The following is a 24,908-nucleotide window of genomic DNA, read 5'->3' on the forward strand; positions in this document are numbered from 1 at the left end:
TCACCGCCCCCGCGCACGCTCCACCGAATGGATGGCCGGGGTGGCGCGCAGGGCGGCCATGATGTTGGTAAGGTGCTTGGCATCCTTCACATCGATGTCGATCAGCAGCTCGAAATAATCGGTGCTGCGGTTCGTGATCTTCTGATGGATGACGTTGCCCTGGTTCTTGCCGATCACCGTGAACAGCGTGCCGAGCGAGCCCTGTTCATTGGCGATGACGACGCTGACGCGGCCGACATGCTCCTCCGGCGAATCCGGGCCGGTCTCCCACGACACGTCGATCCAGCGTTCCGGCGATTCATGGAAGCTTTCCAGCGTTTCGCAGTCGATGGTGTGGATCGTCACGCCCTTGCCGGTGGTGACGATGCCGACGATGCGGTCGCCCGGCAGCGGGTGGCAGCAGCGGGCGTAATGGACCGCCATGCCCGGGATCAGCCCGCGGATCGGCAGCGCCGATTCCTTGCGGGCCTTGGCCTTGGGCTTCGGCGCGCTCTCTTCCAGTTCGCGGACGGCGGGGGCGGCCTGGGCCTTGTGGCCGGGGAAGACGGCGTGGAAGACTTCGCGGACCGAATGCAGGCCGGAGCCGACACCGGCCATCAGGTCGTCCACCGTCGGCTGCTGGAAGATCTTGGTGGCGGCTTCCAGCGCCTTTTCGGTGAACTCGTAGCCTTCCGACTTGAACTGCCGCATCAGCATGCCGCGGCCCAGTTCCATATACTGGGCGCGCTGCTGGGTGCGCAGGAACTTGCGGATGCGGGCGCGCGCCTTGCCGGTGACGACGAAGCGCTCCCAGCCCGGAACCGGCGTCTGCGCCTTCGACGTGACGATGTCGACCTGATCGCCGTTCTGCAGCTGGGTGCGCAGCGGCAGCATGCGGCCGTTGATCTTCGCCCCGACGCAATGGTCGCCGACCTGCGAATGGACGGCATAGGCGAAGTCGACCGGCGTCGCCCCGCGCGGCAGCGCGATCAGGTCGCCCTTCGGCGTGAAGCAGAACACCTGGTCCTGGAACAGCTCCAGCTTGGTGTGCTCCAGGAACTCTTCCGGCTTCTGCGCATGCTCCAGGATGTCCAGCAGCTCGCGCAGCCAGCGATATTCGCCGCCGTTCGGGCGCGGCTGGTGGTCCTGCTTGTAGGCCCAGTGGGCGGCCACGCCCAGCTCGGCGATCTCGTGCATGTCCTGGGTGCGGATCTGCACCTCGATCCGGTTGCGGCCGGGACCGATCACGCCGGTGTGCAGGCTGCGGTAGCCGTTGGGCTTGGGCGTGGAGATGTAGTCCTTGAAGCGCCCCGGCACGACCGGATAATGGGCGTGCACGATGCCCAGCGCCTGATAGCATTCCCCGACCGAGCCGACCGTGATGCGGAAGGCCATGATGTCGGACAGCTGTTCGAAGCTGACATTCTTGCGCTGGAGCTTGCGCCAGATCGAATAGGCCGACTTCTCGCGCCCCGACACCGACACGTCGGGCAGGCCTTCGGAGGCCAGCAGCTCACGCAGCTCGGTGATGATGGTCTGGACGCGGTTCTCGCCCTCGCTGCGCAGGCGGGCCAGCTGGGCCAGGATGCTGTCGCGCGCGTCGGGGTTCAGTTCCGCGAAGGCAAGATCGTCCAGCTCGTCCTTGATCTTGTGCATGCCGATGCGTTCGGCCAGGGGCGAGTAGATCTCGATGGTCTCGCGGGCGATGCGGCGGCGCTTTTCCGGCTTCTTCAGGTGGAACAGCGTGCGCATGTTGTGAAGCCGGTCGGCCAGCTTCACCAGGAGGACGCGGATGTCCTCCGACATGGCGATGACCAGCTTGCGGAAATTCTCCGCCTGCTTGGCCTGCTCGCTGTTCAACTCCAGCCGCGACAGCTTGGTGACGCCGTCGACCAGACGCGCGATTTCCTTGCCGAAAACCCGCTCGATGTCCTCGAGCGTGGCGACGGTGTCCTCGACCGTGTCGTGAAGCAGCGCCGTGGCGATGGTGCCGGCGTCCAGCTTCATCTGGGTGAGGATGCCGGCGACCTCCAGCGGGTGGAGGAAGTAGGGATCGCCGGACGCGCGCGTCTGCGACCCGTGCGCCTTCATCGAGAAGACGTAGGCGCGGTTGAGCAGATCCTCGTCGGCCGAGGGATCATACGCCTTGACGCGCTCGACAAGTTCGTACTGCCGGATCATGCGGCCCGACCCGGCGCACGCGGCGCCTCAAATGTGTTCGTGACGTTTCTCAGGGCGGTTCCGTTCGAACCGACGGGGAGCAGGATGCCCCCCACCCTTCCGTTCAGCGAGGGGGCGTTGCGCCCCCTCCGGGTCCTGCGGTCGTTGTCCAGGATCAGAGGTCTCCGTCGGGATCCTCGGTCATGGCGAAACCGGCGCCCGGCTCCGCATCCATGTCGGCGGCGACGTCGTCCTCCTCGGTCAACTCTTCGCCGTCGCTCTCGCTCATGCCGTCTTCGTCGCCCAGCGAGTTGTTGCCGCGGGCGGCCCAGTCATTCTCGCCGGCCATCAGCTCGACGATCTCTTCCTCGGGCTCGTCCGGCTCGACATGCTTCTGGTGGCCCTTGATCAGGGCGTTCTTCAGATACTCCAGCGACACCGTCTCGTCCGCGATCTCGCGGAGCGCCACGACCGGATTCTTGTCGTTGTCGCGGTCGATCGACAGCGGGGCGCCGCTCGCGACTTCGCGGGCGCGCTGGGCAGCCATCATGACCAGCTCGAAACGGTTCGGAACCTTCAGGACGCAATCTTCAACGGTAACGCGGGCCATGCCAGACGAACTCCGGATTCATAGGAGGCTCTAGACTATATGGATGTGGTCCGATAGGTGCAAGCGCGAACGACAGCGCTGCTGCATTGCGTCGGGGGAACACCCCTGTCCAAGCTCAATATCCATCGGCCTGACGACCGGAGACAGTAGGCAATCCCTGCCTCTTGTATGTTTGCCCACAATACACTAGATTTCAAAATTGGAACGCGAGCTTTTGCGCATGTTCCAATACATTTTCAACAAGCAGCGATGAAAGGATCCAGGCATTGGACCGCAATTCGACTTTGCCGCGTGATGTCAGCAAGTTGTTTTACAAGGAAGAGCGTCTCGCACTTTTCATCGATGGCGCCAACCTCTACGCCGCAGCACGTTCACTTGGCTTCGATATTGATTACAAAAGGTTGCGTGACGGCTTCGCCGGGGAGGGCCGGCTTGTGCGCGCCTTCTATTACACCGCCCTCGTCGAAGATCAGGAATACTCCCCGATCCGTCCGCTGGTCGATTGGCTGGACTATAACGGCTACACCATGGTGACCAAGCCGACCAAGGAGTTCACCGACGCATCGGGCCGGCGCAAGATCAAGGGCAACATGGACATAGAGCTGGCCATCGACGTGATGGAGATGGCCGATCATGTCGACCACATCCTGCTCTTTTCCGGCGACGGCGACTTCCGCCGGCTGGTGGAGGCCGTGCAGCGCAAGGGCGTCCGCTTCAGCGTCGTCAGCACCGTCCGCTCGCAGCCGCCGATGGTCGCCGACGAGTTGCGCCGGCAGGCCGACAATTTCATCGAGTTGCAGGAGCTGGCGCCCTTCATCGCCCGCACCCACCATCACCGCGATCAGATGCCCTCCCACCACGACCAGCAGGGCGGCCCGACCATGTACGACCCCGACGACCGGGGCTGATCCTTCGGGTCGAAAAGCAGCGTTGGCAGACATGAAAAAAGGAGCGCACTCGGCGCTCCTTTTTCGTTCGGGGACTTCCGTACTGCGGCCTTAAGGACCGGCTGTCCGTTGCCGGTTCCGCGCCATCCGGTCGGCCGTCTTCAGCGCCGCGATCAGGCTGGTCGCGTTGGCCTTGCCGGTGCCGGCGATGTCCAGCGCCGTCCCATGGTCGGGAGAGGTGCGGACGAAGGGCAGCCCCAGCGTGATGTTCACGCCGCCGTCGAAATCCACCGTCTTCACCGGGATCAGCGCCTGGTCGTGGTACATGCACAGCGCCGCGTCATAGCCGCGCCGCGCGGCGGCATGGAACATGGTGTCGGGCGGGCGCGGCCCGGACACATCGATGCCGTCGGCGCGCAGCGTCCGGATGGCGGGCTCGATGATGTCGATCTCCTCGCGACCCATCGCCCCGCCCTCCCCCGCATGCGGGTTCAGTCCGGCGACGGCCAGCCGCGGACGGTCGATGCCGAAGTCGCGCGCCAGCGACGCCGCGGTGACCCGCCCGGCATGGACGATGGCTTCGGTGGTCAGCTGGTTCACCGCGTCGCGCACCGACACATGGATGGTCACCGGCACCACCCGCAGATCGGCCGCCGCCAGCATCATGATCGGCTCGTCGGCCAGTCCGGCGAGGTGGGCCAGATATTCGGTGTGGCCGGGATGGCGGAAACCGGCGGCATAGAGCGACGATTTCTGGATCGGGTTGGTGACCACGGCCGCGGCCTGCCCAGCCTGCACCAGCGCCACGGCACGGTCGATGCTGGCGATCACCGCGGCACCGTTGGCCGGATCGGGCCGGCCGGCGACAACCGGGTTGCCGAGCGCGACCGGCAGCACCGGCAGGGCGCGGCCGAACAGCGCCGCCCCCTCCTGCGGAGACGAGACGGCCTGCACCGGCACCGGCAGCCCGAGCGAGGCCGCCAGCGCGGCCAGCCTCGCGGGGTCGTCCAGAATGACGAAGGGTCGCAGGCCGGCCTCGTCGCGGGCCAGCCACGCTTTCAAGCCGATCTCCCCGCCGACGCCGGCCGGCTCCCCCATGGTCAGGGCCAGCGGCAGGTCGTTCGGCGGGGCGGCGGTCACAGGCGGGTCTCGATGAAGGCGGTGCGGCGCAGGTCGCGCAGGTAGCGGCGCGACAGCAGTTCCGCCCGTTCGCTGACCAGTTCGCGCTCGATCTCGTCGCGGCCGGGCAGCTTGGCCTCCTGGATGGGAGTCGGGGCCGGCGGCGGCGGCGGGGCCGGCTGGGCTTCCGGCGGCGGCTGGATCATCGGCATGTCGCGCTTGCAGACGATCAGGATCACCGCGGCGGCCGGGCTCATCAGCACCGGGCTGGCCTGGCCGAGCGGGATGCCGAGTGCGAGGTTCTGCAGGCCGGGGGCCATGTCCTTGACCCGCATGGTGCCCATGTCGCCCGATTCCGGCATGCCGGTCTCCCTGGCGCGGGCCTGGAAATCGGAGCAGCTCTTGATCGACTTGCGCAGCTTTTCAGCCTGTTCCTTGACGGACTTGGCCTGCTCCTTCGACTCGATCGGGAGAATGATCTGCTTCATGTTGACCGTGGCCTTGGCCACGTCCGGCCGCGGCTGCGGACGGGGTGCGGCCGGCCGGGCGACCGGCATCGGCGTCTCGCCGCCGCTGCTGCCGAACGGCCGCTGGCCGCGCACCAGCATGATGTGGTAGCCGGTCGCCGTGCGGACCGGCGACGACAGCTGGCCGCCGCGCATGCCAGACAGCGCCTTGTCCACCTCCGGCGACAGCTCGCCGCTACGCACCCAGCCCAGGTCGCCGCCCGACGCGGCACCGGCGGACTGCGAGAACTGGCGGGCGAGCGCCGCGAAATTGCCGCCGCGCTTCACCTCCTCCACCAGACGCTCGGCGTTGCGGCGCACCTCGTCGTCCTGGTCGGGACTGTCCACCGCCAGGAAGATCTCGGCGACCAGATATTCGGGCTTGCCGATGTTGGCCTTCAACCGCTCCATCGCGGCATCGACCTCGTCCTCGCCGACCACGACCTCCTGGCGGATGCGGCGCTGCATCACCTTCTGCCAGGCGAGCAGCGCGCGGATCTGATCCTTCAGGGTGGAATAGGGCACGTTCTGGCGCTTCAGCATCTCCTGAAGCTGCTGGCCGTTCATCCGGTTCTGCTCGGCGATGCGCTTGACGGCATCGTCGATCTCCGACGCCGACACGGTGACGCCCTGGCGCTTGGCCTCCTGCATCTGCAGGCGCTCGTCGATCAGCAGGCGCATCACCTGCGGCATCAGCCGCTTGGTCGTCTCCGGGTTGGCGGCGGCACCGGCGTTCAGCAGCGCCATGCGGATGCGGGCATTGACGTCCGAAACCGAAACGACCTCGTCATTCACCACCGCAGCGATGCCTTCCGACCCCGGCGCGCGGGCCTGACGCGTGCTCTCGTCCCCCGTCCGCGGCGCGGCGGCGCCGGCGGCAGCCTTGCTGGACTGCGCCACGGCGGGCATGGCCAGAAGCGCACAGGCGGTCGCCACGGCGACGGTGGTCCGGACGGCTCGCAAACTCGACATGCTGCTCAAGCTCCAAAAACGGGTCGCCCGTTATTACGGTGGGGCCGGTGCCCCTGGCAAACGGAATCGGCCCCTGCAATCCAGTGCTAAACCAAGTGGGCGGAATTATGACCGATGGCGATAACCGCCCGCTTTGCGGCGAATGGTCCCACCCCCGTCCCTTCCCGGTGCCCCTTCCCGGCAGCCGTCCCGTCAACCGTCTTCCAGATGCAGAAGGGCGGCGATGCCCAGCAGCAGGCTGATGCCGGCGGGACTCCAGGCGGCCATGAGGATGGGAATGGTTTCCGACATGCCGAAGGTGCGGACCACGTCGGTCATCACGAACAGCACGAAGCCGGTCAGCACGCCGCCGGTGACCATCGCCATGGTGCCGCCGCGGCGCGGCAGCCGCAGCGAGAAGGCGGCGGCGAACAGCACCATCGCCAGGAACAGGAAGGGCTGGGCCAGCAGCGACTGGTAATGCAGCCGGTGGCGCACGGCCGGGAAACCGGTGGTCTCCAACGTGTGGATGAAGCGCGGCAGCTCCCAGAAGGAGATGGTCTCCGGCGGGGCGAAGCTCTCCTCGATGGTCGCCATGTCCAGCTCGGTCGGGATGGTGTAGCTGTCCAGTTTCTCCGGGTCCTTCTTGGCCCGGTTCAGGATCGCCTCCTGCAATTCCCACTTGCGGTCCTTCAGCACGGCGCTGGGCGCATCGACGCGGCCCAGATAGGTCTGGTCGGCGTCGAACAGGAAGACGCTGACGTTCGACAGCTCGAAGGTCACCGGGTTCACCAGCTCCGAATGGATGAAGAACTGCTCGTTCTCGTTGGTCTGGCGCAGCCACAGGCCGGAGCGCGAAATGTTGAGCGTGCTGGACTGGAGCTTGAGATAGCGGTCCTGCAACTGCTCGTACTTGGCGATGAACACGGCGCCGACCGGGTTGATCAGCGTCACTTTCACCACGCCGATGGCGGCGGCGGCGAACATCACCGGCATCAGGAACTGCCAGGCCGACACGCCGACGGCGCGGGCCACCACCAGCTCGGCGCTGCGCGTCAGCCGCCAGAAGGTGAACATGCCCGCGAACAGGATGACGAAGGGGAAGATCTGCTGCCCGATCTCCGGCAGCTTCAGCAGCGCCATCCGCACCACCAGCCCGAAGGTGACGTGGGGCTTGGTGCCGGCACGGCGCAGAAGCTCCACCGTGTCCAGCAGCAGCACGATGGCGAGCAGGATCACCATCAGCAGGCAGAACCACACGACGAACTGCCGCCCGATGTAGCGGGAAAGCGTAGGCGAGGAATACATGCGGTGTCCGGTCTCCGGAGCCCCGCCCGCGGCGCCGCCATGGCGCCTGGGACGGACTGGCGCGGCCCCGCCCGATAAGGATCGGTGCGGGCCCCCGCCGGAACAAGTCCCGCTGTTTACCTCTGTTGCGCCGCGATGACAACCGAAGCCGAGGCCGAAGCCGAGGCGGGGGCCGCAGCGGGTGCCGGGGCCGGGCCGCCCGCAAGCCTATCGACGGTGTCGTGCGTCTCCCTCCTTTTCCGTCTGGACTTCCTGCACCGGCACTCCAAACTGTTGGAGAGAGGCTGCACGGGAGGGTCGGTCGATGACGGACACCACGGTCGCAATCCGCCAGGCGCGCGGGTCGGACGCCGCCGGCATGGCCCGCGTCCATGTGCAAAGCTGGCGCTCCACCTATCCCGGGCTGATCCCGGCGCAGTTCCTGGTCAACCTGTCCGAGCCGCCCGCCGCCCAGCGCTGGGCAGCCATCGCCGAGACGCGCGGCCCCGGCCAGGGCGCCTTCGTCGCGGTGGATGTCACCGGCCGGATCGCCGGTCCCGGCACCATCGTCGGCATCGCTTCCTTCGGCACGCGGCGGGTCACGGTGGAGGGGCATGCGGGCGAGTTCCACGCGCTTTATTTGCTAGACGACGCAAAGGGTTACGGCATCGGGCGGCGGCTGATGGCGGCGATGGCCGACTGTTTCCTGGCCGCCGGCATCCGCTCCGCGGCGGTCTGGTGCCTGCGCGACAACCCGTCGCGCTGGTTCTATGAAAGGTTGGGCGGGATCAAGGTGGCGGAACGGCCGATCCGCTTCGCCAACAGCGATCTGGTGGAAATTGCCTATGGCTGGCGCGACCTGACGCCGCTTGCACGCTTGTCGGCGGGGCCGGAGGTGCGGTAGTGAGGGGACTTGAGTCCCCACGCATCAGGATTCGCCGATGTCCAGCGCCGCCTCCCTTTCCGCCGAACGCGTTCTCATTCTCGATTTCGGGTCGCAGGTGACCCAGCTCATCGCCCGCCGTGTGCGCGAGAGCGGTGTCTATTGCGAAATCCACCCCTTCGGCATGAGCGACGAGCGCATCCGCGAATATGACCCGAAGGCGATCATCCTGTCGGGCAGCCCGGCCTCCGTCACCGAGGCGAACGGCCCGCGCGCGCCGCAGGCGGTGTTCGACCTTAAGGTTCCGGTTCTCGGCATCTGCTACGGCCAGCAGACCATGTGCCACCAGCTGGGCGGCACCGTGTCCGGCTCCGACCACCGCGAGTTCGGCCGCGCCTTCATCGAGATCAAGGAGCCCTGCGCCCTGTTCGACGGGCTGTGGGACATCGGGTCGAAGGAACAGGTGTGGATGAGCCACGGCGACCGCGTCACCGCGCTGCCGCCCGGCTTCCGCGCCGTGGCGGTCAGCGACGGCGCGCCCTTCGCCGCCATCGCCGACGACCAGCGCCGCCTGTACGGCGTGCAGTTCCACCCGGAGGTGGTCCACACCCCGCACGGTGCCCAGCTGCTGGCGAACTTCGTCCACCGCGTCGCCGGCATCGAGGGCGACTGGACCATGGCCGCCTTCAAGCAGCAGGCGATCGAGAAGATCCGCGCCCAGGTCGGCACCGGCAAGGTGATCTGCGGCCTGTCGGGCGGCGTCGATTCGTCGGTCGCGGCCGTGCTGATCCACGAGGCCATCGGCGACCAGCTGACCTGCATCTTCGTCGATACCGGCCTGATGCGCGCCGGCGAGTCGGAAGAGGTCGTGCGGCTGTTCCGCGACCATTACAACATCCCGCTGGTCCACCGCGAGGCGGCCGACCTGTTCCTCGGCAAGCTGGCCGGCGTCACCGATCCGGAGCAGAAGCGCAAGATCATCGGCGGCCTGTTCATCGAGGTCTTCGACGAGGAGAGCGCCAAGGTCGGCGGTGCGGAGTTCCTGGCCCAGGGCACGCTCTACCCCGACGTGATCGAGAGCGTTTCCTTCACCGGCGGCCCGTCGGTCACCATCAAGTCGCACCACAATGTCGGCGGCCTGCCGGAGCGGATGAAGCTGAAGCTGGTCGAGCCGCTGCGCGAACTGTTCAAGGACGAGGTCCGCGCGCTCGGCCGCGAACTCGGCCTTCCGCCGGCCTTCATCGGCCGCCATCCCTTCCCCGGCCCGGGCCTCGCCATCCGCATCCCCGGCGAGATCACCCCGGAGAAGCTGGAGATCCTGCGCAAGGCCGACACGGTCTATCTGGAGGAGATCCGCAACGCCGGCCTCTACGACGCGATCTGGCAGGCCTTCGCCGTGCTGCTGCCGGTCCGCACCGTGGGCGTGATGGGCGACGGCCGCACCTACGACCATGTGCTGGCCCTGCGCGCGGTGACCTCCACCGACGGCATGACCGCCGACTGGTACCCCTTCCCCCACGACTTCCTGGCGCGCGTGTCCAACCGCATCGTCAACGAGGTCCGCGGCGTCAACCGCGTCGTCTACGACATCACGTCGAAGCCGCCGGGAACCATCGAGTGGGAATGAGGCGACGCCTTATTCTTGTGAACTGAAGAAATGGCTGCCTGGACATCGACGGTCCGGGCAGCCCTTCATCGGGCTCCGTTTCTCATTGGATTGAGAATTTGGATCCCGGCAAAATCGCGTTCATTGTCGGTAACGGTTATGCAGCCGTTCGCTTCCGCGACCGCCGCAATGACGGTATCCAACGCGCTGCGGGGCCGACCGGCGGCCGACCCTTCAGCCATCAGTCGCGCCCATACCAGCGCAGCCGATTCGTCGAACGGCAGAATGCGGCCGGCAAACAGCGATTGCGGCCCTTCAAGTCCGGAAAACCAAGCATCCAAACGGTCGCGTCTCTTTCCGGCAGGCATCTGAAGTATACCGCGGCGAATCTCCGCGACCGTCAGCGTGGAAATGTAGAGATCCTCATCGTTCTGCTCGGCCATCCACGCCATCAACGACGCTGACGGCGTCGGTTTGACGATATTGCTGATTATGTTGGTGTCGAGCAGAAAGCGCATCAGAGGTCCACAGTGCGTCCGCCTTCCTGAGGACGACTCAGGTCCAGATCGGCCTCGACCAGGGGAGACCGCCGCAACGCAGCCAGGATGCCGCCTTTCGATGGAGGCTCGCCGGCGACCGAGCGGGTGACCACGGCACGCAGCCTCGCCGCCTCCGCCGTGTTCTCCGCCAATTGCCGGGCCAGTTTACGGATCAGAGCACGATCGCTGTCGCGCCCCACCACATGAAAGCGAGACAAGCGCTCAGTGTGCGTGGGCGCATCATCATGGGTCGTACGGTGCTGCGGACCGGTCATCGTCACCCCCTGGCTCAGACAAATCTAGCTGGTGCCGTTGCTTTCAACAAGCGAGGGGACATGCCGCCCATTGTTCAGAACAGCGATTCGACGGTCCGCGTCTTGGGGCCGCGCCGCTTGCCGCGGACAGGCTTGGAGGCTGCCGGAAGCAGTCCCTCCCTCTGCGCGCACAGGTCGTGCCAGACACGGCCCGGACGCTCCGGCGTCCAGTACATGGGTTCGCCGAGCAGCACCTCTTCGCCGCAGCAGGCGCAGGGAGGGTATGGGCTGGATGTGTGTTCGAACCGGTCCATCCCACCGTTATGCCAGTGGCGAGGCGATCCGTAAGTGATGCGGATCAAATCGGACCGCAAGGCTGCAAAAAATAGTTCCGCTCAAGCTGGGCAAGGAGACAGCGACGGTCCCGCCCCCCGACAGCAGGGGAACGGGACCGTGCGGCCTTATCCCGTCAACGCACGTCGGCCAGTGCGACGCAGGCACGGTCGCGGCCGGCGAGGCTGCCGCAGCCGTCGGCGCGCTGGGAAACGAAGCGCATCACCACGCGTTCGCCCTTGCCGACCGACTGCGGCGGCAGCAGCGCCTCGGCGACCTGGGTGGTGAATTGCGGGCTGACGCGGTGTGTCGTCGCGGGCGCCGGGTCGAGGCTGGCGACCTGCACCGGCCTCGCCGGAGCCACCGCGGGGGCGGGGGCCGGGACAGGAGCGCGCGCCGGTTCGGGCAGCGACGCCACCACCACCGGAGCGGGCGCCGGTTCGACGGCCTTCGGCTCGGCCGGGCGCGGCTCCATCCGCCGCGGCTCGACGGCACGGGATTCGGGCACACGCGATTCGGGAGCGCGGGTTTCCACAGCGGCGGAGGCGACGACGACCGGCGCCGGCTCCGACTGCTGCGGGGCCGGAGCCGTGGCCGTGGCCGACGGCTGGCCGCCGCGCGGCTTCGGCGCGTCGTCCGGGACCACCGCGACCTCGATGGCCGAGGCGCCGGCCGCCAGCGACGGTTCGCGCGGGCCGGTGCCGCGCAGCACCGGGGTCAGCGCCGCCAGATACATCTTCGTCTCGCGCGGCAGCCGCTGCTTGCCGGCCAGATGCTGCGCGTAGCAGGCCGGGCCGCAATTGTAGGCGGCCAGGAAACCGGGGGCGCCGAACAGGTCGTACATCTCGCGCAGATACGCGGTGCCGGCCATGATGTTCTCGTGCGGGTCGGATGGATCGGAGCCTAGCCCATACTTCGCCCGCATCAGCTCATAGGTGCCGGGCATCACCTGCATCAGGCCGATGGCCCCGGCGGAACTGGTCAGAACCTTGCCGCTGTTGGTCGTCGCCCGGCCATTGCTCTCGCGCATCATCACCGCGCGGATCCATTTCTCCGGCATGTCGTACCGCTGGGAGGCCTCGCGGATGTGCGGGACCCAGCGGGACAGCGGATCGTTCGGATCCGGGACATAGGCAGCGGATTCGACCGGCGGAGCCGTCTGCACCTGCGGCGCGTCGGAGGCGCAGCCGGCCAGACCGAGGGCAAGGCACAGCAGTGCTCCGGCGGCGTGGATCGTCGCGAGGTTTCGTTTGACCACGAGGGGATTTCCGTGCTGTTGGCGCAGGCGGGACAAAAGATGGATCGCTTTTCAATGTATAGCCCACGCCTGTCAAGCGACATCACGGCCGTTTCTTGAATCCTGTCCCGAAGATGCCTCAAAAATGCCCGATTTATCCCTTGTGAAGAGGTCGGCAATTAGGATTTTTGGCAAATGTCCCTATGCCAATCTTCTCTCTCCATCCGGACATCACCACGCAGTCACAAGGCGCGACAACGGGAACCTTGACGGAACATCCACGCCACCCCTAATGGAGGGCGCCGGCCGCCCCCTCAACCGATGCCGCTCCGATCGGACAGGCTCGGCCGAACTGGATCGACGATCATGACCGCCCCTCAACGGACCTTCCCGCCGGCCCCGCAGGCGCCGCAGCAGCAGCCGGTGCAACCCGGGCGGCCGACACCGCAAGAAGATGCGCCGCAGGAGGACGCCCCGCCCCGCAAGCCCCGGCGCTTCGGCCGGCTGCTGGCGATCCTGCTGGTTCTTCTTGTGGCGGGCGGCGGTGTTGCCCTGTGGCGCGCCCGCAATCCGGCGGCGCCCTCCCCCACCCCGGCCGGCCCGGTGGCAGGCCAGGCGGCGGAGCGCCCGGTGGAGCTGACCGCGCTGGAGGTCACGGCGGTCGCCCCGCGCGCGCTGACGGAGACGGTCCGGCTCAGCGGCTCGGTCTCGCCGATGGAGCAGTCGGCGGTGAAGGCGGAGGTCGCCGCACGGCTGGCCGAGGTGGCGGTGCGCGAGGGGCAGGCGGTCCGCCGCGGTGAAATGCTGGCCCGTTTCGACACGGTGGAGCTGACCGCCCGCCTGAACGAGAAGCAGGCCAATCTGGAGGGCGCGCGGGCCCAGCTGGTGCTGGCCGAAAAGACGCTGACCAAGAACCGTACGCTGAACCGCAGCAACATCGTCTCGGACACCAGCCTGGATCAGGCCGAGAGCAGCTTCGGTTTCCAGCGCGCCCAGGTCGATGCGCTGGCGGCGCAGGTCGAACTGGCGCGCAAGGCCCTGCGCGACGCGGTGGTGCTCAGCCCCATCGACGGCATGGTCGCCACCCGCTCCGTCAATCCAGGGGAGAATCTGGCGGTGAATGCCGCCATGTTCACAGTGGTCGACCTGTCGCGGGTCGAGGTCGAGGCGACCGTCCCGGCGGAACAGGTGGCCCGGCTCGCCGTCGGCCAGACCGCCAGCCTGCGGGTGGAGGGCTTCGGCGAGCGGGAGTTCGCTGGCAGCGTCGCCCGCATCAACCCGATGGCACGGGCGGGATCGCGCGCCATCCCGGTCTATGTGACCATCGACAATCGCGACGGCGCGCTGCGCGGCGGCATGTTCGCCAGCGGCGAGGTTCTGGTGGCGCAGGCGGCGGGCGCCATCGCCGTGCCGCCGGTCGCCGTCCGCCATGACGGGCAGGGCGACTTCGTCCTGGCGATTGCCGACGGCCACACCGTGCGCCGCCCGGTCACGCGGGTGGCGCTGTGGGCGCGCGGCGATCTGGTGCAGGTGGAGGGATTGGCGCCGGGCGACCGCGTCGTCACCGGCAACCTGCCCGGCCTGACCGCCGGACGCAGCGTCTCGATTGCCGGCTCGGGCGCCGGCACCTGACCCGGACGGACCAGCCGCCATGCCGATCACCCGCATCAGCGTCGACAACCCGGTCTTCGCCACCATGATGATGGTGGCGCTGATGGTGCTCGGCCTCTTCTCCTACAACCGGCTGGGCGTCGACCTGTTTCCCGACGTCGATTTCCCGGTGGTGGTGGTCAGCACCGCCTATCCCGGCGCCAGCCCGGAGACGGTGGAGACCGACATCACCCGCCCGGTCGAGGATGCGATCAACACCATCGCCGGCATCAAGACGCTGACCTCGCGCTCCTACGAGGGGCAGTCGGTGGTGATCGCCGAGTTCGACCTGAAGACCTCGTCGGTCCAGGCGTTGCAGGACGTGCGCGAGAAAGTCTCCGCCATCCGCGCCACCTTCCGCGACGAGGTGAAGGATCCGCAGATCACCCGCTTCAACCCGGACGACCAGCCGATCCTGTCCATCGCCGTCACCTCCGACCTGCGCAGCTTGCGCGACCTCACCACGCTGACCGACCAGATCATCCTGAAGCGCTTGCAGAATGTCCGCGGCGTCGGCAAGGCCACCATCGCCGGCGGGGTGAAGCGGCAGATCCTGGTGCGGCTGAAGCCGGAAAAGCTGGAAGCCCTCAACGTCGGAGTCGACGAGGTGATCGCCACCGTCACCGGCGAGAACCAGGACGTGCCCGCCGGCACCGTCTCCGGCCAGGGGCGGGAGCGCGTGGTGCAGGTGGAGGGGCGCGTGCGCAACCCGCGCGACCTGCTGGACCTGATCGTCGCCCGGCGCGGCAACAGCCCGGTGCGCCTCGCCCAGGTCGCCGAGGTGATCGACGGGCAGGAGGAGCAGGATTCCGCCGCCCTGCTGAACGGCAACCCGGCGCTGGCGGTCGATGTGGTGAAGGTCCAGGGCGCCAACACGGTGGAGGTCGCCCGCGGCCTGCATGCGGCGATCCAGGATCTGCGGACCAACGGCTCGCTGCCGGCGGACGTGACGCTGGCGGTGGTGCGCGACAGCTCCCGCGGCATCACCAACTCGCTCAGCAACGTGCAGGAGACGCTGGTCGAGGGCGGCATCCTGACCATCCTGATCGTCATGGTGTTCCTGGGTTCCTGGCGCAGCACGGTCATCACCGCGCTGACCCTGCCGGTCGCCGTGCTCGGCACCTTCGGCATGCTGGCGGCGATGGGCTTCACCCTGAACATGATGACGCTGATGGCGCTGTCGCTCGCCATCGGCATCCTGATCGACGACGCCATCGTGGTGCGCGAGAACATCATGCGCCACCTCGCCCGCGGCCAGGGCCACCGTCAGGCCGCATTGGACGGCACGGCGGAGATCGGGCTGGCGGTGCTGGCGACCACGCTGACCATCGTCGCGGTGTTCCTGCCGGTCGCCTTCATGGGCGGCATCATCGGCCGCTTCTTCCTGCAATTCGGCATCACCGTCTCGGCTGCGGTGCTGATCTCGCTGTTCGTGTCCTTCACGCTCGACCCCATGCTGTCCAGCATCTGGTACGACCCGGCCGCCCACGGCCGCCACGGCCGCTCGATCTTCGGTCGCTTCGCGGCATGGTTCGAGCGCGGGTTCGACAGTGTCTCGCATGGCTATGGCCGGCTGCTGCGCTGGGGCCTGCGCCGGCGCTGGGTGGTGGTGGTCGTGGCGCTGGCGATCTTCTTCGGCAGCTTCCTGCTGGTGCCGCGCATCGGCGTGGAGTTCGTCCCCGCCGCCGACCTCGGCGAGCAGATCGTCGAGGTGGAATCCCCGGTTGGCTCGTCGCTCGCCACCACCACCGCCAAGACCCGCCAAGTGGAGGCGGCGATCCGCGAGTTCCCGGAGATCGCCTACACCTACAGCACCGTCAACACCGGCGTCTCCATCGGCCACAACCGCGGCAGCATCTATCTGCGCTACACCCCCATCGACCAGCGCAAGCGCTCGCCCAACGACCTCGCGCCGCTGCTGCGGCAACGGCTGTCGGCCATCCCCGGCGTCACCATCGGCATCGCCATCCCCGGCGTCGGCGGCGTGCAGAAGCAGATCCAGGTCTCGGTGCAGGGCCGCGACATCGCCGAGCTGGACCGGCTGTCGCAGACCGTCATCGGCGCCATGCGCGCCATCCCCGGCTTCGTCGATGTCGACAGCACGCTGAAGGCGGCCAAGCCGACCCTGGCGGTCCGGTTGGAGCGCGACCTCGCCAGCGACCTCGGCATCGGCACCGCCAAGGTGGCCGACACGCTGCGCCCGCTGTTCGCCGGCGACACGGTGTCGAGCTGGAAGGCGCCGGACGGCGAGAGCTACGACGTGCTGGTCCGCCTGCCCGAAGGCGACCGCGCCGGCCGCGCAGACCTCGACCGCATCCATTTCTCCGGCGGGGTCGATGCCAACGGCACGCCGCGGATGATCCCGCTGTCCCAGGTGGCGGAGGTGGTGACGACGCTCGGCGCCTCGCAGATCAACCGGCGCGACCTGCAACGCGAGGTGAACGTCCAGGCCAACGTCCAGGGCCGCGCCGCCGGCGATGCCGGCCGCGATTTGCAGGCGGCGCTGGCGAAGATCGAGCTGCCGCCCGGCTACCGCATCGTCTTCGGCGGGTCGACCAAGGACATCGCGGAGACCAGCGGCTATGCCATGCAGGCTTTGGCGCTCGCCGTCATCCTGATCTACCTGATCTTGGCCTCGCAGTTCGGCAGCTTCCTGCAACCGCTCGCCATCATGGCCTCGCTGCCGCTGTCGCTGGTCGGCGTGTTCCTGGGGCTGCTGACGGCGGGGTCGACGCTGAACATCTTCAGCGCCATCGGCTTCATCATGCTGATGGGTCTGGTGACCAAGAACGCCATCCTGCTGGTCGATTTCGCCAACCAGGCGCGCAAGCGCGGCGCCAGCCTGCACGATGCGCTGGTCGAGGCCGGCATCATCCGCCTGCGCCCCATCGTGATGACCACCGCCGCGATGATCTTCGGCATGCTGCCGCTGGCGCTCGGCATCGGCGAGGGCGCGCAGCAGCGCGCACCGATGGCCCATGCGGTGATCGGCGGGCTCTTGTCCTCCACCATCCTGACGCTGCTGGTGGTGCCGGTGGCGCTGACCTATCTCGACGGGCTGTCGCGCCGGATGAAGCGCTGGTTCGCCCACAGCGATCCCGACGCCCAGCAGCATCCGGCGGGGCAGCATCCGGCGGAGTGAGGGTCAGGCCAGGGCCGGGGTCCGCACCGAACTGCCGACGCCGACAGCCCGCAGGTTCTCCTCGACCCAGTGCCCCGCCGCCTCGCGTCCGGCGTCGCGCAGCCAGTTGAGGAAGCTCCAGTCGGTCATCAGCTTCGAATAGAGCCCCAGATCCTGGAGATGCTCGTCGGCGCCGATCAGGTGCAGGCGCGGGGCGTCGCTGCGGGCGGACAGGCAGCGCATCTCCTGCAACAGAGCGGCGTTGAAGGTGATCTGGTTGAGGCGGGCGGCGATGCCGGCCGGGTCCTCCGGCGTGGTGGAGCAGGTGAAGGGGTTGATCGCCACCACCATCAGGTCGGCGCCGGGACAGGCCGCCGTCAGCGGCGACAGCGGCGGATTGGCGAGATAGCCGCCGTCCCAGTAATCCTGGCCGTCGATCCGCACGGCGCGGAACAGGCTCGGCAGGCAGGCCGAGGCCAGCAGGTGATCGACCTCCAGCTCCGTCTCGTCGAACAGCCGCAGGGCTCCGGTCCGCACATTGGTGGCGCTGACGAACAGCCGCAGCCCGCTCCGCCGGATCAGCTCCGGTTCGACCATCTCGGCCAGCAGGCCGCGCAGCGGGTGGAAGTCCGCCGATTGGGTCCGATAGGGGCTGACCCAGCGCCGCGCACAGTCCACCAGATGGATTCCCGGCGCATGGTCGACGTTCCAGCGGCCGAGCAGCCGGTCGGTCACGCTCGGCCGGATCGGCCCCAGCCGCCCGGCGGCGCTGACCCGCTCCCAGAAAGTCGCTAGCTCCGCCCGCGCTCCACTGCATCCGCCCCGTGCCCAGCCCTGGGCCAGCATGGCGGCGTTCATCGCCCCGGCGCTGGCGCCGCTGACCCCGACCAGCCGGATGTCCTCCTCCAGCAGCCGGTCGAGCACGCCCCAGGTGAAGGCGCCATGCGCACCGCCGCCCTGCAATGCCAGCGCCAGCGTCGGCCTGGGCGGCGGCAGGGCCAGCATCGGTTCCGGCCCCGACAGTTCCAACGGTTCCGCGGGGCACGCGCGCGGCGCAGGCGTCGCCTTGCCGCACACACGGTTCCACAGCTTTCGGATCATGGTCATGGCCGGCACGTCCCCAAATGCTTATGCTGCACCGCAACATGAGCAGGGACTTCCGCATCGGCAAGGGGGTATGCCCATGGAGGCAGGCAGGGAACGGCATTGGAAACCCGCCCCCACATGCACTAAGTAGGCGCACACTCCAGACGCCGAGCCGCCCTGTGCCAGCCATCATCCCGATCACCGACCCCGAAGACCCGCGCATCGAGCCTTACCGCGACGTGCGGGAGCGCGACCTCGTCGGCCGTGACGGGCTGTTCATCGCCGAAGGGGCTGTGGTGGTGCGCAGCCTCGTGCAGTCCGCCCGTTACCGGGTCCGCTCGCTGCTGATCGCCGGGAAGAGGCTGGCGGCGCTGGAGCCGATGCTGGCCGCCCTGCCGGCGGACACCCCCGTCTACACCGCCACCCAGCCCGTGCTGGACCGCATCGCCGGCTTTCCCCTGCATCGCGGCATCCTGGCGGTGGGGGAGAAGACCGGTGTCCCCAGCGTGGCCGACCTGCTGGGTGCCTGCGGGCCGGTCGCCCGCGTCGTCATGCTGTTCGGCATCGGCAACCACGACAATATGGGCGGCATCTTCCGCAACGCCGCCGCCTTCGGCGCCGATGCGGTGATCCTCGATTCCGGCTGCTGCGACCCGCTCTACCGCAAGGCGATCCGCGTTTCGGTGGGGGCGACCCTGCTGGTGCCGACGGCGAGGCTCGCCGCGGACGAGGACCCGCTCGCCCTGCTCGACCGGTTCGGCTTCGAGGCGGTGGCGCTCAGCCCAGCCGGCGCCGAGACGCTGGCCGCCCTGACGCCGCCCCGCCGCGCCGCCCTGCTGTTCGGTTCGGAAGGGCCGGGCCTGCCGCCCGCCCTGCTGGCCCGCGCCCGCAGCGTGCGCATCCCGATGGCCGGCGATTTCGATTCCCTCAACGTGGCGACCACCAGCGGCATCGTGCTGCACCACATCGCTTCCGGACAGGTGCCATGACAGACGATATGAGCGACGACATCGGCATGCCGGCCGCCGACCCGCATCTCGTCCACGACCTCGCCGTCGCCCATCCGGAGGTGACGACGCTGGGGGCCGCCGGCCTGCTGCGGATGACCGACGCCGAGACGCGCGGGCTGGTGGCGCTCGGCCTGCCGCTGCCGAAGGGCAAGCGCGACCTGCTGGTGCCGGCGGAGCGGCGCGGGGCCATCCTGCTGGAGATCACCGGCCGCATCGACCGCGCCCACCGCCGCGACGCACTGCTGGCCCAGGGCCGCCGGGCGCTGGCCGGCAGCCACACCGCCCTGCTGTCCTGCGAGGACCGCACCCGCGTCCGCGCCGTGCGCAGCGACGAGCTGCCCTGGCCCGGCCTGTCCCCGGCGATCCGCCTGCACGTCTCCCGGACCTTTGACGCGCTGGAGCTGTCGGACCTGTCCGATGCCGAGCTGTCGGCCCGGCTGGACCATGACCCGGCCCTGCGCGCCGCGCTGGACGACGCCCTGTCCCGCATCGCCGCCCAACTGCGCGATCTGGCGGACCGGGCCGGCGACGACCCGGATTGGGGCTTCGCCAGCCTCGCCGACCGGCTGGGCAAGGCCGCCCGCAACCGCAGCGACGCCGACGAACTGCTCGACCGCTGGGACCGCGAGTACGACCAGTGGCGGCGCGACCGGGCGGAAGCGCGCGGCCGGCTCTATGTCGACCGACATTTCGATTTCTCGCGCTTCGAACGGCTGTTCCCGGTGGCGCGCGGCATGAACCGCCGTCTGGTGCTGGTGATCGGCCCGACCAACTCCGGCAAGACCCACCGCGCCATCACGGCGCTGCGGGAAGCCCGCGACGGCGTCTATCTGGCGCCCTTGCGCCTGCTGGCGCTGGAGGTGATGGAGCGGCTGAACGGCGAGGGCACTCCCACCACGCTGATCACCGGCGAGGAGGAAATCCGCACCCCCGGCGCCCGCCACACCGCCTCCACCATCGAGGTGATGGACCCCGACCGCCCGGTCGAGGTCGCGGTGATCGACGAGATCCAGATGCTGGCCGACCCGGCGCGCGGCTGGGCCTGGACCGCCGCCCTGATGGGGGTGCCGGCGGAGACCGTCTACATCCTCGGCGCGCCGGAGGTCCGGCCGCTGGTGGAGCGCGCCGCCGCTCATCTCGGCGAGCCGCTGGAGGTGGTGGAGCTTGACCGCAAGACCCCGCTGTCGATGCTCGACCGCCGGCTGGAGTGGGCGGAGGTGGAGCGCGGCGACGCGCTGATCGCCTTCTCCCGCCGCGAGGTGCACAGCGTCCGCGACACGCTGCTGGCCCAGGGGCTGTCGGTCGCCGCCATCTATGGCGCGCTGGCCCCGGCGGTGCGGCGGCGCGAGGCCGCGCGCTTCCTGGCCGGCGAGGCCGATGTGGTGGTGGCGACCGATGCCATCGGCATGGGGCTGAACCTGCCCTGCCGCCGGGTGCTGTTCACCGCGCTGGAGAAGTTCGACGGCAGCAGCGTCCGCCCGCTGAGCGCGACCGAGGTGAAGCAGATCGCCGGCCGCGCCGGCCGCTTCGGCCAGTTCGAGGAGGGGCATTTCGGCGTCATCGCCCGCGGCACCCCCGCCGCGCTGAAACGCCTGCTGGAGGCGCCCGACCGCCGCCTGCGCGCCGACGCCCCCCTGCCCGTCCGCCCGACCCGCGCCATGCTGGCCCGCCTTGCCAGCCACATCGACAGCGCCGAGACCCGGCTGCTGGTGGAGTGCTTCGGCAGCGCCGCCACCGCCGGCTCCCCCTTCCGGCTGGCCGACCTGTCGGCGCTGCGCCGCGCCGCCCCGATGCTGGACGCCCGCCGGCTGACGCTCGCCGCCCGGCTCGACCTGTTGCTCGCCCCCGCCGATCTGGAGGATGCGGAGGATGCCAAGGTCTTCGCCGCCATCCTCGATGCGGTGGAGGCCGGAGAAAGGCTGCCGCTCGGCCGGCTGATCCCGGCGCGGCTCGACGGGCTGGCCGCCGATGTGCTGGAGGCGGCATCGCGCGCCTGCGACCTCTATTTCTGGGCGTCGCGCAAGTTCCCGGACGTCCTGCCCGACCGCGACCGGGTGCGCAGCGCCCGCGACGCCATCGGCCAGCGCCTGTCCGAAGCGCTGGCCTCCCGCGCCCGCCGCCGCGAGCCGCCGCCGTCCTCCGGCTTCCGCGGCGCCCCGCGCAAGCGCTTCGGGCCGCGCCGCCGCTGACGGAGGGGGATTGGTTCCCGGCGAAATTCGCCCGCATGGCACTGCTGCACTGCGAACGAAGTGACCGCCCTGCTGTTCTGAACTGGACCCGACTTGGCTCGGTTGCCATATCGATAGCGAGTGCCTATCGTTGCGTTAGAAAACGTCGATTGGACACTATCGAAAGACCCTGCCACTGTTGCATCGGCGGCCAAGCCTCTGGCCGTCCCGTTCAGGAGCAACCGGCGTGAAGACCGCATCCCCCACCATCGCCCAAGCTGTCCCCACCCACCCCCGCACCCCTGCGGTGGGGCGCCGGTTCTGGACCATGCTCGGCCCCGGCTTCGTGGTGGCTGTCGGCTATATGGATCCGGGCAACTGGGCGACGGACATCGCGGCGGGCTCCAGCTTCGGTTTCGCCCTGTTGTCGGCGGTGCTGATCGCCAGTCTGGCCGGCATCTTCCTGCAAGGGCTGATCGTCCGGCTGACGCTGGCGACCGGCACCGATCTGGCCCGGCTGATCCGCCAGCGCTTCCCGAGGCCGGTGGCGATGCTGGTGTGGGCGGTGTCGGAACTGGCGATGATCGCCACCGATCTGGCCGAGCTGCTGGGCAGCGCCATCGCGCTGAAGCTGCTGTTCGGCATCCCGGTCATGGCCGGGGTGGTGATCTCCGCCGTGCTGACCTTCGGCATCCTGGCCCTGCCCGGCGCCCGCGGCCGTGCGCCCGAACTGGTGGTCGGCGCGCTGATGAGCGTGGTCGTCGTCTGCTTCGCCTGGGAGCTGGCGATCGCCCGCCCCGACCCCGCCGCCCTGCTGGCCGGCCTGATGCCGAGCATCGAGTTGGCCCGCGATCCGGAGATGCTGTACCTGTCGCTGGGCATCGTCGGCGCCACCGTCATGCCGCACAATCTGTTCCTGCATTCCGGTCTGGTGCAGGCCCGGCTGGCCGAGGTCGAGACGGCGGAGGAGCGGCGGCAGGCCGCCCGCTGGCTGACCATCGACCTGTCGACCGCGCTGGCGCTGGCCGGTCTGGTCAACGGCGCCATCCTGGCGGTCGCCGCCGTGGCGTTCCAGGGAGCGGCTGCCGGCGCCTCCCCCGGCATCGAGGACGCCCACGCCCTGCTGGGCAGCAGCATCGGCGGTGTCGCCGCCCTGGTCTTCGCCATCGCCCTGCTGGCCGCCGGCCAAAGCTCCACCACCACCGGCACGATGGCCGGGCAGATGGTGACGGAAGGCTTCCTGAACCTGCGGCTGCGCCCGATCACCCGCGCGCTGATCACCCGCGGCGCCTCGCTGATCCCGGCGCTGGCGGTGCTGGGCAGCGCTGGCGACGGGGCGGTGGACGGGCTGCTGGTGCTGAGCCAAGTGGTGCTGGCCCTGACCCTGCCCTTCATCCTGATCCCGATGCTGTTGCTGCTGCGCAATGACAAGCTGATGGGCGGGCTGGCGATGGCACCGCTGACCCTGCGGCTGGCGAGCCTGACCGTGCTGGTGTTGACCGGCCTGTCCGGCTGGCTGGCCGGCACCACGGCGATGGTGTGAGCGGAAAGGCACCTCGACCCGGAGCGGGGAATGGTCCATCTTGCGGCCCGTTCCCCGTTTCTCCATCCGGTGCCTTATGGATTCCGCCCTCGAACATCGCCGTCTTGAAGAACGTCTCGCCGACCTCGAAAGCCGTCTTGCCCATTACGAGCGCATGGCCGAGGAGATGTCGGACGTCATCTTCGCCCAGGGCCAGACCATCGACCGCCTGACCGCGCAGATGAGGCGCATGCGCGACCGGGTGGAGGCGGCGGAATACGCCATCGCCTCCCCGCAGGACGACCGGCCGCCGCCGCATTATTGAGCGGATGGGGGGCTGCTTCACCCCACCCCTTCGTAGACCACCTCCGTCATCATCCCCGTCGCCATGTGCAGCAGGTTGTGGCAGTGCAGCGGCCAGCGGCCAGGGTTGTCGGCGTCGAAGGCGACGGTGACGCTGGCCATCATCGGCACCAGGACGGTGTCGCGCACCGCCCCCGCCACCGGCCGGCCGTCTATCGCCACCACCTGGAAGTGATGGCCGTGCAGGTGCATGGGATGCGCCATCATCGACGCATTCTCGAAGGTCAGCTCCACCCGCTGGCCCTGGCGGACCGTCAGCGGCCGGTGCGCCCCGAAGGTCAGGCCGTCTAGGCTCCAGACATAGGGCGCCATCGAGCCGGTCAGCTGCATCCGCCGCGTCAGGTCGGCCGCGCGTGCCGCCAGCGGCGTGACGGCGACCAGCTGCTTTTCCAAAGACAGGTCGAGCGGATCGGTCTGGCTCTCCCCGGCCGCCGCGACCTTCTCCACCGCAGCGCCGGGAGTGGCGAGGATGATGCCGGTGCGCTGCACCGCCCCCTCGCGCAGGGCCAGGATCGGGAAGGCGCCGCCCTCGGCCGGCACGGTCAGGCGGATGTCCAGCCGCTGGCCCATGCTCATGGCGAAACGGCTGCCGGCAACCGGTTGCACCGGGTTGCCGTCCGCGGCGATCACCTGCCCGCTCAGCCGCCCGAGGTCGAGATGGAAGGCGGTCGAGGTGGCGCCATTGATGATGCGCAGCCGCACCCGTCCGCCCCGCTCCACCCGCACCACCTCCGGGTCGGCGAGCGTGCGGTCGTTGGCGAGGTAGGCGTCGTATTCGACGTCGTTCAGGTCCATCGCCATGCCGCCGGCCATGCCGCTCATGTCATGCCCTAAACCATGCGCCGCACCCTGGCCCACCTGCCCGTGATCCATCGACCCATGGTTCATCGCGCTGCCGGCCATTGAGCCGTGGTTCATCGCGCCGTGGTTCATGGAGCTGTGATTCATGGCGCCATTGCCCATGGAGCCGTGATCCATCTGGCCATGATCCATCTGGCCGTGCCCGCCATGCGCCATTCCGCCGGCCGGCGCGCCCAGGGAGGCAAGCAGTTCTGCCGGGTCGCGGAAGGTGAAGTCGTGCAGCAGGATTGTCACCTCCTGCTCGTCGGCGCGCAGGTCCTCGGCGCTGCGGACCACCAGCGGGGCTGCCATCAGCAGCTGTTCCTGCATCCCGTGGTGGGAGTGCATCCAATGGGTCCCGGTGCGCGGCGCGAAATCGTAGCGGACCGACTCGCCGTTGCGGATCGCCGGACGGTTGGTGTCGATGACACCGTCCTGGACATAGGGCGGCGTCTGGCCGTGCCAGTGGATGACCGCATCCTCCCCCGCCCGGTTGGCGAGGTCGACCAGGAAGCGCCGGCCGGGGTCGAGGGTCAGCCCGGGGGTACCGTCGGGCTGGCGGATGCCGAACACGCTGGCCGCCTTGCCGTTCACGTCGAGGGTGCGGCGGTCGACGGTCAGTCGGGTGGCGTCCATCGGGTTGCCCACTTGATTGGCAGCGAGGACGGAGCGCGGAAAGGCGGGGAGCAGGGCGGCACAGCCGCCGGCAACCGCCGTCGACAACAGACGGCGGCGCGAAAGCACGAGAGTCATGACGGACTCCGAAGGATCGGGGGTACAGGGAACGGAGAAAGCGC

Annotated in this window: 20 protein-coding genes; 9 read left to right on the plus strand and 11 right to left on the minus strand. The window is 68.9% G+C overall.

Annotated elements, in window-relative coordinates:
* Together VH569_RS10105 and rpoZ are read right to left on the minus strand one after the other, a co-directional pair.
* On the minus strand, nucleotides 1-2,160 hold the full coding sequence (locus VH569_RS10105; protein WP_423315225.1) for a RelA/SpoT family protein: 2,160 nt from the start codon (nucleotides 2,158-2,160) through the stop codon (nucleotides 1-3).
* A 154-nt stretch (nucleotides 2,161-2,314) separates the two neighbouring features.
* Complete coding sequence (gene rpoZ, locus VH569_RS10110; RefSeq protein ID WP_098740113.1) at nucleotides 2,315-2,749, minus strand: DNA-directed RNA polymerase subunit omega; 435 nt, start codon at nucleotides 2,747-2,749, stop codon at nucleotides 2,315-2,317.
* A 305-nt stretch (nucleotides 2,750-3,054) separates the two neighbouring features.
* On the opposite strand from rpoZ, the gene VH569_RS10115 reads away from it, so the two are divergent.
* Entirely contained in the window at nucleotides 3,055-3,657 is a 603-nt protein-coding gene (locus VH569_RS10115) for an NYN domain-containing protein (protein WP_423315226.1), read from the plus strand.
* A 90-nt stretch (nucleotides 3,658-3,747) separates the two neighbouring features.
* Here VH569_RS10115 and pdxA read toward each other — a convergent pair whose 3' ends face one another.
* From pdxA to lptG, 3 genes are all read right to left on the minus strand, one after another.
* On the minus strand, nucleotides 3,748-4,776 hold the full coding sequence (gene pdxA / locus VH569_RS10120) for a 4-hydroxythreonine-4-phosphate dehydrogenase PdxA (RefSeq protein WP_423315227.1): 1,029 nt from the start codon (nucleotides 4,774-4,776) through the stop codon (nucleotides 3,748-3,750).
* Nucleotides 4,773-6,233, minus strand: a complete 1,461-nt coding sequence (locus VH569_RS10125; RefSeq protein ID WP_423315228.1) for a peptidylprolyl isomerase — start codon at nucleotides 6,231-6,233, stop codon at nucleotides 4,773-4,775. Before VH569_RS10125 ends, pdxA begins: the two co-directional genes overlap by 4 nt.
* Nucleotides 6,234-6,425: 192 nt before the next feature.
* Nucleotides 6,426-7,520, minus strand: a complete 1,095-nt coding sequence (gene lptG / locus VH569_RS10130) for an LPS export ABC transporter permease LptG (RefSeq protein WP_395458199.1) — start codon at nucleotides 7,518-7,520, stop codon at nucleotides 6,426-6,428.
* Nucleotides 7,521-7,824: 304 nt separating this feature from the next.
* On the opposite strand from lptG, the gene VH569_RS10135 reads away from it, so the two are divergent.
* On the plus strand, nucleotides 7,825-8,403 hold the full coding sequence (locus tag VH569_RS10135) for a GNAT family N-acetyltransferase (protein ID WP_423315229.1): 579 nt from the start codon (nucleotides 7,825-7,827) through the stop codon (nucleotides 8,401-8,403).
* Between the two features lie 37 nt (nucleotides 8,404-8,440).
* The gene (guaA, locus tag VH569_RS10140) at nucleotides 8,441-10,009 is read left to right on the plus strand and encodes a glutamine-hydrolyzing GMP synthase (RefSeq protein ID WP_423315230.1); all 1,569 of its coding nucleotides are present in this window, start codon (nucleotides 8,441-8,443) and stop codon (nucleotides 10,007-10,009) included.
* A 65-nt stretch (nucleotides 10,010-10,074) separates the two neighbouring features.
* On the opposite strand, the gene VH569_RS10145 is transcribed toward guaA, so the two are convergent.
* The 4 genes from VH569_RS10145 to VH569_RS10160 all read right to left on the minus strand — a co-directional run bounded on the left by VH569_RS10145 (nucleotide 10,075) and on the right by VH569_RS10160 (nucleotide 12,372).
* Nucleotides 10,075-10,506, minus strand: coding sequence for a type II toxin-antitoxin system VapC family toxin (locus tag VH569_RS10145; protein WP_423315231.1), 432 nt, complete (start codon nucleotides 10,504-10,506; stop codon nucleotides 10,075-10,077).
* Nucleotides 10,506-10,802: a hypothetical protein gene (locus tag VH569_RS10150; RefSeq protein ID WP_423315232.1), complete on the minus strand. Its 297-nt coding sequence runs from the start codon at nucleotides 10,800-10,802 to the stop codon at nucleotides 10,506-10,508. The genes VH569_RS10145 and VH569_RS10150 overlap by 1 nt, the downstream gene beginning before the upstream one ends.
* Nucleotides 10,803-10,876: 74 nt before the next feature.
* Nucleotides 10,877-11,095 (minus strand): hypothetical protein, encoded by a 219-nt coding sequence (locus tag VH569_RS10155; RefSeq protein WP_423315233.1) that lies wholly within the window; start codon nucleotides 11,093-11,095, stop codon nucleotides 10,877-10,879.
* 155 nt (nucleotides 11,096-11,250) lie between these two features.
* A complete protein-coding gene (locus VH569_RS10160) occupies nucleotides 11,251-12,372 on the minus strand; it encodes a transglycosylase SLT domain-containing protein (RefSeq protein ID WP_423315234.1) in 1,122 nt (373 codons plus the stop codon).
* 345 nt (nucleotides 12,373-12,717) lie between these two features.
* Here VH569_RS10160 and VH569_RS10165 point away from each other — a divergent pair, with 345 nt between their 5' ends.
* Nucleotides 12,718-13,983, plus strand: coding sequence for an efflux RND transporter periplasmic adaptor subunit (locus VH569_RS10165; protein WP_423315235.1), 1,266 nt, complete (start codon nucleotides 12,718-12,720; stop codon nucleotides 13,981-13,983).
* A 19-nt stretch (nucleotides 13,984-14,002) separates the two neighbouring features.
* On the plus strand, nucleotides 14,003-17,143 hold the full coding sequence (locus tag VH569_RS10170) for an efflux RND transporter permease subunit (protein ID WP_423315236.1): 3,141 nt from the start codon (nucleotides 14,003-14,005) through the stop codon (nucleotides 17,141-17,143).
* Nucleotides 17,144-17,146: 3 nt separating this feature from the next.
* Here VH569_RS10170 and VH569_RS10175 read toward each other — a convergent pair whose 3' ends face one another.
* Nucleotides 17,147-18,229, minus strand: coding sequence for a patatin-like phospholipase family protein (locus tag VH569_RS10175; protein ID WP_423315237.1), 1,083 nt, complete (start codon nucleotides 18,227-18,229; stop codon nucleotides 17,147-17,149).
* 158 nt (nucleotides 18,230-18,387) lie between these two features.
* Here VH569_RS10175 and VH569_RS10180 point away from each other — a divergent pair, with 158 nt between their 5' ends.
* The 4 genes from VH569_RS10180 to VH569_RS10195 all read left to right on the plus strand — a co-directional run bounded on the left by VH569_RS10180 (nucleotide 18,388) and on the right by VH569_RS10195 (nucleotide 23,233).
* Nucleotides 18,388-19,197, plus strand: a complete 810-nt coding sequence (locus tag VH569_RS10180) for a TrmH family RNA methyltransferase (RefSeq protein WP_423315238.1) — start codon at nucleotides 18,388-18,390, stop codon at nucleotides 19,195-19,197.
* Nucleotides 19,194-21,407 carry a helicase-related protein gene (locus VH569_RS10185; RefSeq protein ID WP_423315239.1) on the plus strand — a complete coding sequence of 738 codons (2,214 nt, stop codon included), beginning with the start codon at nucleotides 19,194-19,196 and terminating at the stop codon, nucleotides 21,405-21,407. The genes VH569_RS10180 and VH569_RS10185 overlap by 4 nt, the downstream gene beginning before the upstream one ends.
* Before the next feature lie 226 nt (nucleotides 21,408-21,633).
* Nucleotides 21,634-22,929: an Nramp family divalent metal transporter gene (locus VH569_RS10190; RefSeq protein WP_423315240.1), complete on the plus strand. Its 1,296-nt coding sequence runs from the start codon at nucleotides 21,634-21,636 to the stop codon at nucleotides 22,927-22,929.
* A 76-nt stretch (nucleotides 22,930-23,005) separates the two neighbouring features.
* Entirely contained in the window at nucleotides 23,006-23,233 is a 228-nt protein-coding gene (locus tag VH569_RS10195; protein WP_377809647.1) for a SlyX family protein, read from the plus strand.
* 17 nt (nucleotides 23,234-23,250) lie between these two features.
* Here VH569_RS10195 and VH569_RS10200 read toward each other — a convergent pair whose 3' ends face one another.
* Nucleotides 23,251-24,864, minus strand: a complete 1,614-nt coding sequence (locus VH569_RS10200) for a multicopper oxidase family protein (protein ID WP_423315241.1) — start codon at nucleotides 24,862-24,864, stop codon at nucleotides 23,251-23,253.
* Nucleotides 24,865-24,908 lie beyond the last annotated feature (44 nt).

It is taken from the genome of Azospirillum sp. 11R-A, from assembly GCF_049472615.1.
GTDB classification, from domain to species: domain Bacteria; phylum Pseudomonadota; class Alphaproteobacteria; order Azospirillales; family Azospirillaceae; genus Azospirillum; species Azospirillum palustre.

Excerpts from the sequence above, each read along its gene's own strand:
- VH569_RS10105 (WP_423315225.1), bottom strand. The coding sequence starts at position 2,160 with ATGATCCGGCAGTACGAACTTGTCGAGCGCGTCAAGGCGTATGATCCC.
- rpoZ (WP_098740113.1), bottom strand. The coding sequence starts at position 2,749 with ATGGCCCGCGTTACCGTTGAAGATTGCGTCCTGAAGGTTCCGAACCGT.
- VH569_RS10125 (WP_423315228.1), bottom strand. The coding sequence starts at position 6,233 with ATGTCGAGTTTGCGAGCCGTCCGGACCACCGTCGCCGTGGCGACCGCC.
- lptG (WP_395458199.1), bottom strand. The coding sequence starts at position 7,520 with ATGTATTCCTCGCCTACGCTTTCCCGCTACATCGGGCGGCAGTTCGTC.
- VH569_RS10135 (WP_423315229.1), top strand. The coding sequence starts at position 7,825 with ATGACGGACACCACGGTCGCAATCCGCCAGGCGCGCGGGTCGGACGCC.
- guaA (WP_423315230.1), top strand. The coding sequence starts at position 8,441 with ATGTCCAGCGCCGCCTCCCTTTCCGCCGAACGCGTTCTCATTCTCGAT.
- VH569_RS10145 (WP_423315231.1), bottom strand. The coding sequence starts at position 10,506 with ATGCGCTTTCTGCTCGACACCAACATAATCAGCAATATCGTCAAACCG.
- VH569_RS10150 (WP_423315232.1), bottom strand. The coding sequence starts at position 10,802 with ATGACCGGTCCGCAGCACCGTACGACCCATGATGATGCGCCCACGCAC.
- VH569_RS10155 (WP_423315233.1), bottom strand. The coding sequence starts at position 11,095 with ATGGACCGGTTCGAACACACATCCAGCCCATACCCTCCCTGCGCCTGC.
- VH569_RS10165 (WP_423315235.1), top strand. The coding sequence starts at position 12,718 with ATGACCGCCCCTCAACGGACCTTCCCGCCGGCCCCGCAGGCGCCGCAG.
- VH569_RS10170 (WP_423315236.1), top strand. The coding sequence starts at position 14,003 with ATGCCGATCACCCGCATCAGCGTCGACAACCCGGTCTTCGCCACCATG.
- VH569_RS10175 (WP_423315237.1), bottom strand. The coding sequence starts at position 18,229 with ATGACCATGATCCGAAAGCTGTGGAACCGTGTGTGCGGCAAGGCGACG.
- VH569_RS10185 (WP_423315239.1), top strand. The coding sequence starts at position 19,194 with ATGACAGACGATATGAGCGACGACATCGGCATGCCGGCCGCCGACCCG.
- VH569_RS10195 (WP_377809647.1), top strand. The coding sequence starts at position 23,006 with ATGGATTCCGCCCTCGAACATCGCCGTCTTGAAGAACGTCTCGCCGAC.
- VH569_RS10200 (WP_423315241.1), bottom strand. The coding sequence starts at position 24,864 with ATGACTCTCGTGCTTTCGCGCCGCCGTCTGTTGTCGACGGCGGTTGCC.